16 protein-coding genes are annotated in these 13434 nt (G+C 72.0%); 12 read left to right on the forward strand and 4 right to left on the reverse strand.

The annotated features are described in order from the left end of the window. Positions 1–32: 32 nt before the first annotated feature. The 3 genes from ABD366_RS01685 to ABD366_RS01695 form a co-directional block, all read right to left on the reverse strand. Positions 33–254: a hypothetical protein gene (locus tag ABD366_RS01685; RefSeq protein WP_324770478.1), complete on the reverse strand. Its 222-nt coding sequence runs from the start codon at positions 252–254 to the stop codon at positions 33–35. A 16-nt stretch (positions 255–270) separates the two neighbouring features. After that, positions 271–1545, reverse strand: coding sequence for an inorganic phosphate transporter (locus ABD366_RS01690; protein ID WP_324770479.1), 1275 nt, complete (start codon positions 1543–1545; stop codon positions 271–273). 198 nt (positions 1546–1743) lie between these two features. Beyond that, positions 1744–2490: a lysozyme gene (locus ABD366_RS01695; RefSeq protein WP_324770480.1), complete on the reverse strand. Its 747-nt coding sequence runs from the start codon at positions 2488–2490 to the stop codon at positions 1744–1746. A gap of 146 nt (positions 2491–2636) precedes the next feature. On the opposite strand from ABD366_RS01695, the gene ABD366_RS01700 reads away from it, so the two are divergent. The 7 genes from ABD366_RS01700 (at position 2637) to ABD366_RS01730 (ending at position 10195) form a co-directional block, all read left to right on the forward strand. Next, on the forward strand, positions 2637–3290 hold the full coding sequence (locus tag ABD366_RS01700; RefSeq protein ID WP_324770482.1) for a class II aldolase/adducin family protein: 654 nt from the start codon (positions 2637–2639) through the stop codon (positions 3288–3290). Positions 3291–3411: 121 nt separating this feature from the next. After that, complete coding sequence (locus ABD366_RS01705; RefSeq protein WP_344440921.1) at positions 3412–4539, forward strand: alpha/beta hydrolase; 1128 nt, start codon at positions 3412–3414, stop codon at positions 4537–4539. A 113-nt stretch (positions 4540–4652) separates the two neighbouring features. Continuing rightward, the gene (locus tag ABD366_RS01710; protein WP_344440923.1) at positions 4653–6059 is read left to right on the forward strand and encodes a hypothetical protein; all 1407 of its coding nucleotides are present in this window, start codon (positions 4653–4655) and stop codon (positions 6057–6059) included. Between the two features lie 104 nt (positions 6060–6163). Continuing rightward, on the forward strand, positions 6164–6976 hold the full coding sequence (locus tag ABD366_RS01715; RefSeq protein ID WP_324772332.1) for a hypothetical protein: 813 nt from the start codon (positions 6164–6166) through the stop codon (positions 6974–6976). A gap of 96 nt (positions 6977–7072) precedes the next feature. Then, a complete protein-coding gene (locus tag ABD366_RS01720) occupies positions 7073–8671 on the forward strand; it encodes an ABC-F family ATP-binding cassette domain-containing protein (RefSeq protein ID WP_324772333.1) in 1599 nt (532 codons plus the stop codon). Between the two features lie 363 nt (positions 8672–9034). After that, complete coding sequence (locus tag ABD366_RS01725) at positions 9035–9256, forward strand: helix-turn-helix domain-containing protein (RefSeq protein ID WP_324772334.1); 222 nt, start codon at positions 9035–9037, stop codon at positions 9254–9256. Positions 9257–9403: 147 nt separating this feature from the next. Next, positions 9404–10195: an enoyl-CoA hydratase/isomerase family protein gene (locus ABD366_RS01730; RefSeq protein WP_324772335.1), complete on the forward strand. Its 792-nt coding sequence runs from the start codon at positions 9404–9406 to the stop codon at positions 10193–10195. A 60-nt stretch (positions 10196–10255) separates the two neighbouring features. Here ABD366_RS01730 and ABD366_RS01735 read toward each other — a convergent pair whose 3' ends face one another. Further along, the gene (locus ABD366_RS01735) at positions 10256–11014 is read right to left on the reverse strand and encodes a nucleopolyhedrovirus P10 family protein (protein WP_324772336.1); all 759 of its coding nucleotides are present in this window, start codon (positions 11012–11014) and stop codon (positions 10256–10258) included. Between the two features lie 105 nt (positions 11015–11119). Here ABD366_RS01735 and ABD366_RS01740 point away from each other — a divergent pair, with 105 nt between their 5' ends. From ABD366_RS01740 to amaP, 5 genes are read left to right on the forward strand one after another with little or no spacing between them, the layout of a single operon-like run. Then, positions 11120–11590 carry an Asp23/Gls24 family envelope stress response protein gene (locus tag ABD366_RS01740; protein WP_324772337.1) on the forward strand — a complete coding sequence of 157 codons (471 nt, stop codon included), beginning with the start codon at positions 11120–11122 and terminating at the stop codon, positions 11588–11590. A 40-nt stretch (positions 11591–11630) separates the two neighbouring features. Then, entirely contained in the window at positions 11631–11816 is a 186-nt protein-coding gene (locus ABD366_RS01745) for a hypothetical protein (protein ID WP_324772339.1), read from the forward strand. A gap of 3 nt (positions 11817–11819) precedes the next feature. Then, positions 11820–12164: an Asp23/Gls24 family envelope stress response protein gene (locus tag ABD366_RS01750; protein WP_324772340.1), complete on the forward strand. Its 345-nt coding sequence runs from the start codon at positions 11820–11822 to the stop codon at positions 12162–12164. Next, positions 12161–12808 (forward strand): DUF6286 domain-containing protein, encoded by a 648-nt coding sequence (locus ABD366_RS01755; RefSeq protein WP_324772341.1) that lies wholly within the window; start codon positions 12161–12163, stop codon positions 12806–12808. Before ABD366_RS01750 ends, ABD366_RS01755 begins: the two co-directional genes overlap by 4 nt. Beyond that, the gene (gene amaP / locus ABD366_RS01760) at positions 12805–13392 is read left to right on the forward strand and encodes an alkaline shock response membrane anchor protein AmaP (protein WP_324772342.1); all 588 of its coding nucleotides are present in this window, start codon (positions 12805–12807) and stop codon (positions 13390–13392) included. Before ABD366_RS01755 ends, amaP begins: the two co-directional genes overlap by 4 nt. Positions 13393–13434 lie beyond the last annotated feature (42 nt).

Genomic DNA, 13434 nt, shown 5'->3' on the forward strand with positions numbered 1-13434 from the left:
CCCGCCCCCGCTCTGTCGGTCAGGCCGGTCGGTCAGGCCACGATCAGAAAGATCCCGTACGCCACGGCTGCCGCGCACAGCGCGAAGCAGAGGTACGCGCCGGAGGTGACGGCCGTCGCCGAGTTGCCCTGCTGCGCCGCGGACTCCCGCTTGGAGAGGCCGACGACGCCGAGGGTGAAGAGTCCCACCAGGGCCACGGTGGCCACGAGGCTGACCCCGAAGACGGAGCCGAGAGCCGCCCAGTCGATCTTCATAGCTGGTCCTGCTTCCTTACAGCGTGGCGCCGGCGGGGCGCGGGGGGTCGGCCACGGCCTGGGCCGGAGCGGGGATCGTGGACTTCATCTCGACGGCGGCCCCGGACTCCACGGCAGCGGCGACCGGCGGCGGGCTGACCGCGGCGATGGCGGTCGTGATGACGCCGGCCGGCTCCTCGGCGGAGCCCGGCGCGTCGGCGGTGACGTTCGTGTGGTCGACGGAGTCGCGCCGGGACAGCTTCCAGATGATTCCGGAGCCGGCGAGCAGCAGGAAGGCCGTCAGGCCGACGCCCCACGGGCCCTGCTTGGTGAGGAACTCGGCGCCCGCGCCGACCAGACCGGCGGCGGGGAGGGTCAGACCCCACGCGACGAACATCCGGGTGGCGGTCGACCAGCGGACGACACCGCCCTTGCGGCCGAGGCCCGCACCCATCACGGCGCCGGAGCAGACCTGGGTGGTGGAGAGGGAGAAGCCGATGTGCGACGAGGCGAGGATCGCGGTCGCGGCGCTGGTCTGCGCCGTGAAGCCCTGCTGCGGCGCGAGGTCGGTGAGGCCCTTGCCCATGGTGCGGATGATCCGCCAGCCGCCCAGGTAGGTGCCGAGGGCGATGGCCAGACCGGCCGAGACGATGACCCACAGCGGCGGGTTGGCGCCGGGCGCGAGGACACCGCCGGTGATCAGGGCGAGGGTGATGATGCCCATCGTCTTCTGCGCGTCGTTCGTGCCGTGCGCGAGGGAGACGAGGCCGGCGGAGGCGATCTGCCCGGCGCGGTAGCCCTTGGCGGTCGCCTTCTGGTCGGTCTTCCTGCTGATGCGGTAGGTGAGCCGCGTGGCCAGCATCGCGGCGACACCCGCCACGAGGGGCGCGGCGACCGCGGGCAGCAGCACCTTGGTGACGACGGTGCCGCCGTTCACCGACGACCAGCCCATCGACATGACCGCGGCGCCGATGAGCCCGCCGAACAGCGCGTGCGACGAACTGGACGGCAGCCCGACCAGCCAGGTCAGCAGATTCCAGAGGATGGCGCCGACGAGCGCCGCGAAGATGACCTCTGTCTTGAGACCGTCCTCGTTGATGATGCCGCCGGAGATGGTCTTGGCGACCTCGACGGAGAGAAACGCTCCGACCAGGTTGAGCACGGCGGACATGGCCACCGCCGTCTTCGGCTTGAGGGCGCCTGTCGAGATGGTCGTCGCCATCGCGTTGGCGGTGTCGTGGAAACCGTTGGTGAAATCAAAGACCAGCGCGGTAACGATCACGATCGCTAGGAGCAGCGTGATGTGTTCCATTTACCCAGGCTTCGGTTGGACGTCAGTGGCTCGTCGAACGTAAGTAAGCCGGATGAACGGAAGATGAACTGGGCCGGACCATGCGGTGACTCGAAGCGGAGGACCGCCTCTTTCCTCGGCGCGGGGCGGCGGCGCGGGTTCCGGATCGGCCCCGCGGTCCCCCGGAATGTGGGGTTCCGCGAGGCTCGGTGCGGGTGGCTAGCCGCGGGCGAACTCCCTCAGCTGGTTCATCGAACCGTTGAAGAGATTCTGGTCACCCGGCAGACCGCCGCCGCCGTTGTCGTACTGCCAGAACGTCCAGAAGGACCACCCGGCGGGCAGAGCGCCCGCGCTCACGTTGTACCGGGCGAGCCACAGGGCGTGATTGGTGGCGAAGGCCCGGCTGTTGCCGGTGCACGTCTTCCACCAGTGGTAGTTCGTGTAGATCACCGGGTGCCGCCCGGTCCTGCGCTTGACCTCGCCGCTGAAGGACTTGATCCACGAGACCATCCGGCCTTTGCTCAGGCCGTAGCACTTCTTCTTGCTGTACGGGTTGTACTCGATGTCGAGCGCGGGCGGCAGCGTCCACCCGTCCGGCGACCAGCCCCCGCCGTTGCGCACGAAGTACGAGGCCTGCGCCCTGCCCGAGGACTTGTTGGGCAGAGCGAAGTGGTACGCGCCCCGGATCATGCCGACACGACGGGAGCCGTTGTACTGCTGCGTGAAATAGGGGTTCTTGTAGGTCGTCGACTCGGTGGCCTTCACGTAGACGAACCGGGCCCCTTTGCTCTTTGCCTTCTTCCAGTTGACGTTCTTCTGGTGTGACGAGACGTCGTGCCCCTTCGGCCTGGCCACGGCCTGTGCGGGCAGCTCCGCGAGTACGGTCCCCCCCAGTGTCAGAGCGGCCACGGAAGTCGCCGCGACAAGGCGGGCGCGGCGACGGGACGGTTTGTTATCACGAGCCATATTTCCCCCCGGATGGCGACGTGCATGACAAATCTCCCAGAGGCTACTGGAAGATCCCGTCTTGCCCGTCGAAGCCAAGCCAGTCGTCGTGGGTGGGCGAAATGTGCCCCTTTGTGCCCCTTACGATGCCTGACAAGATGCCCGGTATGACGGAACTCGAGCTGGCGTGGCAAAAATTGGTGGCTACTGCACGCAGGACCGTGAGCGACGGGCTGGTCGTCGGCACGTCGGGCAATGTCTCCGTACGCGTGCGGGACACCGTCCTCGTCACCCCGAGCGGCGTCCCCTACGACCGGCTCGGCCCGCACGACCTCGTCGCCGTCGATCTCGACGGCGAGCAGCACACCGGCGCGCTCGCGCCCACCAGTGAACTCCCGATGCACCTCGCCATCTACCGGCACACCGACGCCCTTGCGGTCGTGCACACCCACGCGGTGCACGCCACCGCCGTCTCGACGCTCGTCACCGAACTCCCAGCCGTCCACTACATGACGGCGGCCCTGGGAGGTCTGGTGCGTGTCGCCCCTTATGCGACGTACGGCACGGAGGGGTTGGCCGAGAACATGCTCGCCGCCCTGGCGGGACGCACCGGATGCCTGCTGCAGAACCACGGGACCATCACGTACGGAGCGACTCTCGACGCCGCCTACGACCTGACCGCGCAGCTGGAGTGGATGTGCCACCTCTGGCTCACCGCCCACTCCGTCCCCGGCCGCACCCCTTCCCTGCTCACCGGGGAGCAACTGCGCGAGGTGGGGGAGCGCCTGAGCGGGTACGGACAGCAGCCGGGCCGGGGGTAGACGGCGGGCGACCCCGGCCCGCCGCCCAAAATCTCGTCCCACCCGGCACGGAAGCGGCCGGGCGTCACCCCCACCCGCCGCCCCACTGGCCCGGGCGGGCCGGTCCGTCGACACTGGACGGGTGCGTACCGCCAAAGCGACGGCAGCTGCCGTCACCGCCGTGCTCGGAGCTTCCGCCGCCGCGATCGCCGTCGGCCGTCTGGCCAGTGACGCCGCGCTCAAGGCGCCCGCGGGGCGCCCCCTGCCCACCGAGCCCAGACTCACCGTCCACACCACCGCCGCGGGTCAGATCACCCTGACCCGCGATCTGTCCTCGCTGCGCCCGGGCACGTACGGGCTGGCTGGCGACGGCTGGCACGCGGTCGTCGGACCGGTGATCGAGTCGGCGCCGCATGCCGCCGACACCGTCGTGCGCCGCCTCGAGCGGGTCACCCACGGCGTCCTCGAACCCGGCGCGCGGGCCTGGCTCACGCCGCAGGTGCACATCGGGGACCCCAAGTCGGCGCTCGGCCTCGACCACGCCGACATCGACGTGCCGGGTGAACTCGGAGCGCTGCCCGCCTGGTTCGTGCCCAACGTGCGCGACACCTGGGTCATCACGGTGCACGGCCTCGGCACCACCCGCGAACACCCCATGAACCTCATGGGATTCCTGCACCACCACGCGTTCCCGGTGCTCGACCTCGCCTACCGCGGAGACCTCGGCGCACCCCGCTCCCCGGACGGCCTCGGCCACCTCGGGGCGACGGAGTGGCGCGACCTGGACGCCGCGATCCGCTACGCCGTTCGGTACGGCGCCCGGCAGGTCGTCCTGCACGGCTGGTCGACCGGGGCCGCGATGGCCCTGCACGCCGCCGCGCACTCGGCGCTGCGCGACCGCATCAGCGGCCTGGTCCTCGACTCCCCGGTGCTCAGCTGGGAGGCGACCCTGCGCGCCCTGGCCGGGGCCCGGCGCACGCCGTCCGCGCTGCTCCCGCTGGCGGTCCGGGCCGCGCAGGGGCGTACGGGCCTCAGCGGAGCCCGGTTCGCCGAAGCGGCCGACCCGGGCGCCCTGCGGGTCCCCACGCTCGTCGTGCACGGACCCGACGACGAGGTCGCGCCCTGGGCCCCGTCCCGCCGGCTGGCGGCCCGGCGCCCGGACCTGGTCACCCTCCACACGGTCGACGACGCCCCGCACAACGCGATGTGGAACGCGGACCCGAAGGGCTACGAGGAGACGCTGCGGCGCTTTCTGACCCCGCTGATGTGAGCCCCCTGCGACCCTGAGGCGTGCCGTCTCCCGGCGCCCGGCGAACCACGGCGCGAACCCCGAACTGGCACTCCCGTTTGGGAATTAGCGGGGTCACCCTGGAGACTGCTCCAGTGACGTCCCGTACCCCGCGCGACTCCAGGCTCCGACTCGTCAGCCCGCGCCGCCAGCCCCTGGCCGCCGCCGCTCCGCGCGCAGCGGTCCGGCGGCCCGCGCCGCGCCCACCGGAGGGCACCCCGCCACCCGCGGAGCTGGCCCGTGCCGCCCGGCAGGGCCTGGCCGCCGCGGTCCGCGTGGCGCGCTGGGCGGACACCACGCTGAGCCCGGGCAACGGCAACGGCAAGGGCCACGGCACCGGCGCGCGCGACGGTCAGGGCACCCTCTCGGACGCCACCGCGCACCGCGCCGCCGCCGATCTGGACCTGTCCGTCGGCCAGGTCCGCGCCGACTGGGACACCGCCCGGCTCGCGGGCCTCGTCGAGGTGCACGGCGACATCGCGCGGCCCGGCTGGCGGCTGCGGGTCTGGGACCGCGACGACACCGCCGTGCTGCGCGGCTGGGTCGCCCTGTTCGACGCCTGGTCGCTCGTCCACCCGGCGCCGGAGTCCCTGGAGCCCGCCGCGGTGGCCGAAGTCGTCGAGGCCGTACCGCAGTTGCTCTCGTTCTGCCAGCTGATGGCGGGCCCGGTGCCGGCCGCCCAGCTCCTGGACCTCCTCGACCAGCGCGTCGCCGAACTACGCGCGGAGCACTGCGAGATCCCCTACGGGCCGCAGCCCGAGCCGGTGCCGCCGCAGGACACCCCGCTCCTCCCGCTGCTCGACTGGGCCCTCGCGGGCCTCGCCGCGGTCGGCGCGCTGACATACGCCGACGAGCACGCCACGCTGACTCCGCTGGGCAGTTGGGCGGTCTGGGTCAAGCTGGAGCAGATCTGTGTCGCCGCCCAGTCCCCGGCCGGGAACATCGAGGTGGCCGCCGAGGACATGCTGCGCGGCTGTGCCCGCCTGCGTCCGAACGCGGCCCGCGCCGAGTACCGCGCCTGGCTCGCCGCCCGTGACGTCGGCAACGCCGTCACCGAACTCCTCGACGCCGCCCGCGGTGAGGACGCCCTCTTGCGCGGCCTCGCCTTCGAGGCGCTGCGCGTCGTCGGGGCGCCCGCCGAGCCCGAGGTGCGCCGCGCCGCGGGCGACCCGCACCTGCGGGCCTACGCCCTGCTGTGGCTGGCCGAGTACGAGGGCGCCGACCCCGAGGACGTACACACCGTGCTGACCCGTGAGGAGGCCACCTGGCTGTGGGTCGACACGGCCGCGGCCGTCGCCGACCACGGTGAAGCGCCCCTGCTCGTACGGCACTTGGAGTCCGCGGTGCAGCCGACCGTGCCGGCGCTGATCGAGGAGGTCCGCGCCGTCGGTCACCCCCGCACCGTCCAGGTCCTGGTCGCCCTGGCCGCCGCGCACCCCGACCCGGCCCTCGCGAAGGCGGTGCGCCGCGCGGCGTTCCAGGTCCACACGGGCGGGGCATAGCCGCTCCCGCTCCACCCGCCGTGTCACCCGAACCCGCCACCCCGCTCCGCCGCTACACTCTGCGCCTGGTTGCTGACGGACGGTGAGAGCGGCGGGGGCGTGGGATGGCGGTCGAACCGCTCGATGCGGCGACGGAGGCGGGCCCGGCGCAGCGAACCGCCCGGCCACCGCTGCCGCCCCCGGGGCACGCGCCCGGCCGCCCTCGCAGGACCCTCCGCCTGGCGCTCGCCGCCGCGCTCCTCGCCGTCCCCCTGCTGATCGCCGCCCATCACGCCCGTCCCGCCCCCTACGGGGACCACCTCACCCGCTACGCGCGCGTGGCCGCGGATTCCGGCGAGGGCGCCGTCCGGCTCCGTACGAGAGGCGCGGCGGTCGAGGCGTACGACACCTCTGTGCGCTGGCGGCACACCCGGGAGGGGAGCCGTCCGCTCGCCGTGCTGGCCGTGTCCGGTCAGGCGTTCGCGCTGTGGAGCGACGGCATGGTCACCGACACCGAGGGCGCCGAAGGGCGCGCCGTGCGCTGGCACCGGGCGATCCCGGACGCCGCGGCCTGGCTGCGCACGCCGGGCGCGCGCGACGGTGCCGGGGTCCTGCAGCCGCTCGACGACTCCGGGACCCGGATGCTCGCCGTGGTCACCCCGCGCCGTATCGCGGCGTACCGCACGGTGGACGGTGATCTGCGCTGGGTGCTGCCCGCGCGCGCGGGCTGTGCTTTCGTACCGGCCGCCTACCTGCGGCGGGGGTCCGCCCTGCTGATCGCTCAGCCCTGTACGGACGCCACCGTGGCCTGGAGCGAGCGGATCGTGGCGGTCGACGGTCTCGGCAGGATCGTTCCCCGCCGCGCGCCGCTGGGCAATGAGCTGTCCGGCAGGGTGCGCCCGGACGCCGTGGGAAAGTCGTTTGCATCCCACCGTTAAACTGGCTCGTATGACGTTTCTTCTCTGGGTGGATTAGCGGCGCCGACCGGCCCTCGCCTTGTCAACCAGCCGTGAACCCTGTCCTGGAGCCCTCCCTTGATCACCGCATCCGGTATCGAACTGCGCGCCGGCGCCCGCATCCTCATCGAGAACGCCTCTTTCCGTGTCGCCAAGGGCGACCGCATCGGCCTGGTCGGCCGTAACGGAGCGGGCAAGACCACCCTGACCAAGTGCCTCGCCGGTGAGGGCATCCCGGCCGGCGGCACCATCTCCCGCTCGGGTGAGGTCGGCTATCTGCCGCAGGACCCGCGCACCGGTGATCTCGAGGTGCTGGCCAGCGACCGCATCCTGTCCGCCCGTGGCCTGGACACGCTGATGCGCAAGATGCGCGAGAACGAGCAGCGCATCGCCAACGGCTCGGGCGCCACGCAGGCCAAGGCGCTCAAGCAGTACGAGCGCCAGGAGACGGAGTTCCTCACCAAGGGCGGGTACGCCGCCGAGGCCGAGGCCGCCACCATCGCCGCCGCGCTGAACCTGCCCGACCGGGTCCTCGGCCAGCCGCTGCACACGCTCTCCGGTGGTCAGCGGCGTCGAGTCGAGCTGGCCCGCATCCTCTTCTCGGACGCGGACACCCTGCTCCTCGACGAGCCGACCAACCACCTCGACGCCGACTCGATCGTCTGGCTGCGCGACTACCTGAAGACGTACAGCGGCGGTTTCATCGTGATCTCCCACGATGTCGAGCTGGTCGAGACGGTCGTCAACAAGGTCTTCTATCTGGACGCCAACCGCTCCCAGATCGACGTCTACAACATGGGCTGGAAGCTCTACCAGCAGCAGCGCGAGGCCGACGAGAAGCGCCGCAAGCGCGAGCGCCAGAACGCCGAGAAGAAGGCCGCCACGCTGAACGCGCAGGCCGACAAGATGCGCGCCAAGGCCACCAAGACGGTGGCCGCGCAGAACATGGCCAAGCGCGCCGACAAGCTCCTCGCCGGTCTGGAGGAGGTGCGCCAGTCCGACAAGGTCGCCAAGCTGCGCTTCCCCGACCCCTCGCCGTGCGGCAAGACGCCGCTGATGGCCGAGGGCCTGTCGAAGTCGTACGGCTCGCTGGAGATCTTCACCGACGTCGACCTGGCCATCGACAAGGGGTCCAGGGTCGTCATCCTCGGCCTCAACGGTGCGGGCAAGACGACCCTGCTCAAGCTCCTCGGCGGCGCCGAGAAGCCCGACACGGGTCAGGTCATCGAGGGGCACGGCCTCAAGCTCGGCTACTACGCGCAGGAGCACGAGACCCTCGACCCGGAGCGCACGGTCCTGGAGAACATGCGCTCCGCAGCTCCCGACCTCGACCTGATCCAGGTGCGCAAGACGCTCGGCTCGTTCCTGTTCTCGGGTGACGACGTCGACAAGCCGGCCGGGGTCCTCTCCGGCGGTGAGAAGACCCGCCTTGCCCTGGCGACCCTGGTGGTCTCGTCGGCGAACGTGCTGCTCCTGGATGAGCCCACGAACAACCTCGACCCCGCCAGCCGCGAGGAGATCCTCGGCGCGCTGCGCACCTACAAGGGCGCGGTCGTCCTCGTCACGCACGACGAGGGCGCCGTGGACGCGCTCCAGCCGGAGCGCATCATCCTGCTGCCGGACGGTGTCGAGGACCTGTGGGGCCAGGGTTACGCGGATCTCGTCGCGCTCGCCTGACGCGCTTCGCAGGCGTCAGCACAGCTTGATCGAATAGCTGATCCACTGCGTATGGATCATTCGGCCGATCCGTGATCCTTCATCTGAGTGAGATCGCCTCGTACCGAGGTGTGTCCTACACGGATTTTGCCGCCGCCGGGGCCGCCCGGCCCTTGCGCCGCCTGGGCGGCGCTGACCTGCCGGTTTATCGGTACGAGTGGTTCCGGACGTCGTAAAAGGCGTCCGGAATTTCTTGTTCCACTCGTGGGGAGAGCCTTCCCGTCGGGAATTGAGCGCCTACCGACCTTGCCGAATGGGTGGCCAGGAACGCCGCAAGGGGTGATCATGGGAATTCCAGAGCGCACTTCCCATGAGGAGGCACGGGTGGCCGAGACTCTGAAGAAGGGCAGCCGGGTAACCGGCGCCGCGCGCGACAAGCTCGCGGCAGACCTGAAGAAGAAGTACGACTCCGGTGCGAGCATTCGGGCACTGGCCGAGGAGACCGGCCGCTCGTATGGCTTCGTGCACCGGATGCTGAGCGAATCCGGGGTCACGCTGCGAGGTCGCGGCGGAGCCACGCGAGGCAAGAAGGCCGCGGCGAACTGACGCGACCGGCCTGCTCTCCGCAGGTCAGCAAGGTCGTAGACGTTGGTCGGGGCTCATCGGTACCTTCGGTGACCACCCGGTCGGTCGGCTGACCGGCCGGGTGGTTACTGTGCAGTCACTTAAGACCGCGCAGACTCGGAGGCTCTCATGTCCCTGCCCGCACCGCTGCTCGACAAGGATGGCGTCCGGCTCACCGTCGACGACGCGATCGCCACGGTGACCCTGAGCAACCCGGAGAAGCGCAACGCCCAAAGTCCCGCTCTGTGGCGGGCGTTGGCCGAAGCCGGGAGCTCGCTGCCGGGATCCGTGCGGGTCGTCGTGGTGCGCGGCGAGGGCAAGTCCTTCTCCGCGGGCCTGGACCGTCAGGCGTTCACGCCCGAGGGTTTCGACGGGGAGCCGTCCTTCATCGACCTGGCACGCGGCGACGAGGAGTCTCTCGACTCCACGATCGCCGAGTACCAGTCCGCTTTCACCTGGCTGCGGCGCAGCGACCTGCTGTCGGTCGCCGCGGTCCAGGGCCATGCGATCGGTGCCGGCTTCCAGCTGGCCCTCTCCTGTGACCTGCGCGTCGTCGCCGACGACGTGCAGTTCTCCATGCGCGAGACCAGCCTCGGGCTCGTCCCGGATCTCACCGGCACGCACCCGCTCGTCTCGCTGGTCGGGTACGCGCGGGCGCTGGAGATCTGTGTCACCGGGCGCTATGTGCACGCCGACGAGGCCGTGGCCAGTGGCCTGGCCAATGTCGCCGTGCCCGCCGACCAGATCACCGCCGCGACGCAGGACCTGGTCGCCGCGCTGCTCGCCGCTCCGCGGGACGCCGTCATCGAGACCAAGGCGCTGCTGCAGGGCGTGGGCGGCCGCACGCTCGACGAACAGCGCGCGGCCGAACGAGCCGCGCAGGGCCGCCGCCTGCGCGACCTCGCGGGCCTCGGCGACTGACGCCGCCCCGCACCACGTGAACTGGACACCGCCCCGAACCACGTGAACCGATGGGCAGGGTCAGCCGTTCGGCGCGGTCCGCGCCGCTTCGGCGGTGGCCCCCGTGACCAGTACCGCCACGCTCGGACCGTCCGGCAGCGCCGTGCTCACCGCCTGCCGTACGGCCCGCGCCGTGTCGAGGGCACGGGCCCCGGCGGACACCGCCAGCTCCACCCGCACATGACGCCGCGGCAGCGACGCCTCGCCCGGCCGCTCCTCGATGTGGACCGCGCGGCCGAGTCCGGCCGGCTTGCCCGTCAGCCGGGCCACACCGGGCACGGCAAGCGCCGCCTGCGCCGCGCGCGCCTCGTCACCGGAGAGGGACGGGGCCTCTGCCGGTTCCTCCGGAGCCGCGTCCCGGTCCGGCCCCGCCTCCCCGGGCGGACCGTCCAGCAGCGCCGTGACCTGGAGATCCACCTCCGTCACCACCAGGCCGAGACCCTCGTCCGCCGCCCGCGAAAGCGCCGCGCGCAGCCGCGCGGTGGCCGCCGGCAGCGGCTCGTCGACCGTCGCCTCGCACTCCGCGACGATCCGCAACGGACCGGGCGGCAGAGCACTCGGCGGGGCGGGCACCCCCGCCTCGTACACCCCGTCGGGATCGGCCTGCGACAGCCGTACCGAACCGAGACGCACGCCGCGCACCTCCGTCACCGACCGTCGCAGCACCTCCCGCGCCGCGGCCTCCGAGATCCACGCCCCGTCACCCGGCCCACCCAACGGCAGCAGCCTGCCGATGCCGAGCTGTTGCCGTACCGCCTGTGCCCATCGGTCTACCGTCATTGCCCCAGGCTGCCCCATCCCGGGCGCGGGACGGCGTAACCGCACTTAATGTGGTCAAAAGAAAGCACACCCCACCGAGATCACGCCCATAGAGGGGACGGTCCGATGAGCGACATCGCGCAGAAGCCCGGCGACACGCAGGCGGCCTCCGCCGGAAAGACCAACGTCACCAAGCGAGGTGGAGGCGACCCGGCGAGCCGGGGGCGGACCACCATCGCCGACGGCGTCGTCGAGAAGATCGCCGGTCTCGCGGCGCGCGACGTGGACGGCGTCCACGCGATGGGCAGCGGCCTGTCCCGGACCTTCGGGGCCGTGCGCGACCGGGTGCCCGGCGGCGGCAAGTCCGTGACGCGCGGCGTGAAGGCCGAGGTCGGAGAGGTCCAGACGGCGCTCGACCTGGAGATCGTCGTCGAGTACGGCGTGTCGATCGCCGACACCGCGCGCGCCGTCAGGGAGAACGTCATCGTGGCGGTCGAGCGCATGACCGGACTCGAGGTCGTCGAGGTGAACATCGCCGTCAGCGACGTGAAGCTGCCGGACGAGGAGGACGACGAGCCGGAGTCGAAGCTCCAGTGAGATCCGGACCCGCCCGCAGCCCACGTAGGAGGAACGCACGATGAACCTGGCCGTGATCGGCATGATCGCCGGCATGGCCCTCGGATTCGCCGGATACTTCGGCGGATTCGGGGCCTTCCTGCTGGTGGCGGCGCTCGGCGCCATCGGCTTCGTCGCCGGCCGGTTCCTCGAAGGGGACCTGCAGCCCGGCGAGTTCTTCCGCACGCGCGGCGACCGGCGGCGGTGACCTGTGGCGACACAGGTCGCGCCCGCCGAACGAGGCGCGACCCGGATCGCCGACCGGGTCGTCGCCAAGATCGCCGCCTACGCGGCACGTGAGGCACTGGACGCCGTCCCGGCCGACGGCGCGCCGCCGCACGCCACGGTCACCGTGCACCACGACACCGCCCGCGTCCGGATCAGCCTGGAGCTGGACTATCCCGCGGACATCGGCGCCCAGTGCGGTGCCGTACGCCGTCAAGTGGCATCGCGTGTAACGGAGTTGGCGGGCATGGAGGTACCGGAAGTGGCCGTCCAGGTGGAGCGGCTGCACCCGGCCCATACGCGCGGAACGGACCGGGGGAGGATCCGGTGAGCGAACCCACCCAGCGGCTGCCCGTCGCCGAGCGTGGCGAAGAGGACCCCGGCCGCGAGCCGGCGCCCGACGCCTCGCACGCCACTCAGGGGAGCGGAGCGAAGTCCGGCCGCTTCTGGTCGGCCCGCCGCATCCCCGCGGCGCTGTGCGCACTGGTGCTCCTCGGCGGCGTGGGCATCCTGCTCTACGACATCGCGGCCGTACGGTCGGGCCGCCCTGCCATGCAGTGGCGGCGCAGCCTCGGCCAAGAGCTCGCCGAGCGGCCCCTGGACGACACCGCCGTCCTGATCGGCGCCGGCGTCGCCGCCGCGATCGGCCTCTGGCTGCTCCTGCTCGCGCTGACCCCCGGGCTGCGCCCGCTCCTGCCGATGCGCCGCGCCCACCCCGAGGTGCGGGCCGGACTGCACCGGGACGCCGCCGCGATGGTGCTGCGCGACCGCGCCATGGAGGTGGCGGGCGTGCAGTCCGTACGCGTCCGGGTCAAGCGCTCCAGGGCGAAGGTGCGGGCGGTCTCGCACTTCCGTGAACTCGACGACGTACGCGCCGAGTTGGACACCACGCTGGGCGACGGCATCAAGGGGCTCGGGCTCAGCAGGAACCCCAGGCTCTCCGTGCGCGTGGCGCGCCCCGGCAAGAAGGGATGAGTGGCGTGCTGAGAACCGTGAACCGGATCGTGCTCGGACTGCTCGGCCTCGTCCTGCTGCTCGGCGGCGGCTCGGTGCTCGCCGTCGGCCTTGGTGCGAAGCCCCCGTCCTGGTGGATCCACGACGGCCGCAAAGACGTCCTGCTCAGCGTCGCCGACCGGCAGCGCTGGCGTGACGAGGGCTGGTGGTGGCCGGTGGTGATCGCCGTGCTCGGCGTCGTCGTGCTGCTCGCGCTGTGGTGGCTGGTGGCCCAGTTCCGGCGCCGCCGCCTCGCCGAGGTGCTCGTCGACACCGGGGACGGCGAGGGCGCGCGGCTGCGCGGCCGGGCCCTGGAGAGCGTGCTGGTGAGCGGGGCCGAGGCGGTGGACGGCGTCGAGCACGCCGGCCTCGTCCTGACCGGCCGCCGCTCGTCGCCCACGGCCCGCGGAAAGCTCAGCCTGGCACCGCACGCGGTACCCGGCGAGGCCCTGTGGGAGTTCGGCGAGGAAGCACTGGCCCAGGCGAGGAACTCGGCGGGGCTTGCGTCCCTGCCGGCGGAGGTCCGGCTGCGGGCGGTCAAGCACCGCGCGGAGCGGGTGAGTTGAGCGACGCCCCTCGGCCCGCGTGGCCGAGGGGCCGTCCGAGGC

It is taken from the genome of Streptomyces kunmingensis (genome assembly GCF_039533535.1).
GTDB classification, from domain to species: Bacteria; Actinomycetota; Actinomycetes; order Streptomycetales; family Streptomycetaceae; genus Streptomyces; species Streptomyces kunmingensis.

Bases quoted from the DNA above. Each gene is read 5' to 3' on its own strand.
- ABD366_RS01740 (WP_324772337.1), top strand. From the start codon at position 11,120: ATGAGCGACATCGCGCAGAAGCCCGGCGACACGCAGGCGGCCTCCGCC.
- ABD366_RS01715 (WP_324772332.1), top strand. From the start codon at position 6,164: ATGGCGGTCGAACCGCTCGATGCGGCGACGGAGGCGGGCCCGGCGCAG.
- ABD366_RS01735 (WP_324772336.1), bottom strand. From the start codon at position 11,014: ATGACGGTAGACCGATGGGCACAGGCGGTACGGCAACAGCTCGGCATC.
- ABD366_RS01700 (WP_324770482.1), top strand. From the start codon at position 2,637: ATGACGGAACTCGAGCTGGCGTGGCAAAAATTGGTGGCTACTGCACGC.
- ABD366_RS01685 (WP_324770478.1), bottom strand. From the start codon at position 254: ATGAAGATCGACTGGGCGGCTCTCGGCTCCGTCTTCGGGGTCAGCCTC.
- amaP (WP_324772342.1), top strand. From the start codon at position 12,805: ATGAGTGGCGTGCTGAGAACCGTGAACCGGATCGTGCTCGGACTGCTC.
- ABD366_RS01730 (WP_324772335.1), top strand. From the start codon at position 9,404: ATGTCCCTGCCCGCACCGCTGCTCGACAAGGATGGCGTCCGGCTCACC.
- ABD366_RS01690 (WP_324770479.1), bottom strand. From the start codon at position 1,545: ATGGAACACATCACGCTGCTCCTAGCGATCGTGATCGTTACCGCGCTG.
- ABD366_RS01695 (WP_324770480.1), bottom strand. From the start codon at position 2,490: ATGGCTCGTGATAACAAACCGTCCCGTCGCCGCGCCCGCCTTGTCGCG.
- ABD366_RS01745 (WP_324772339.1), top strand. From the start codon at position 11,631: ATGAACCTGGCCGTGATCGGCATGATCGCCGGCATGGCCCTCGGATTC.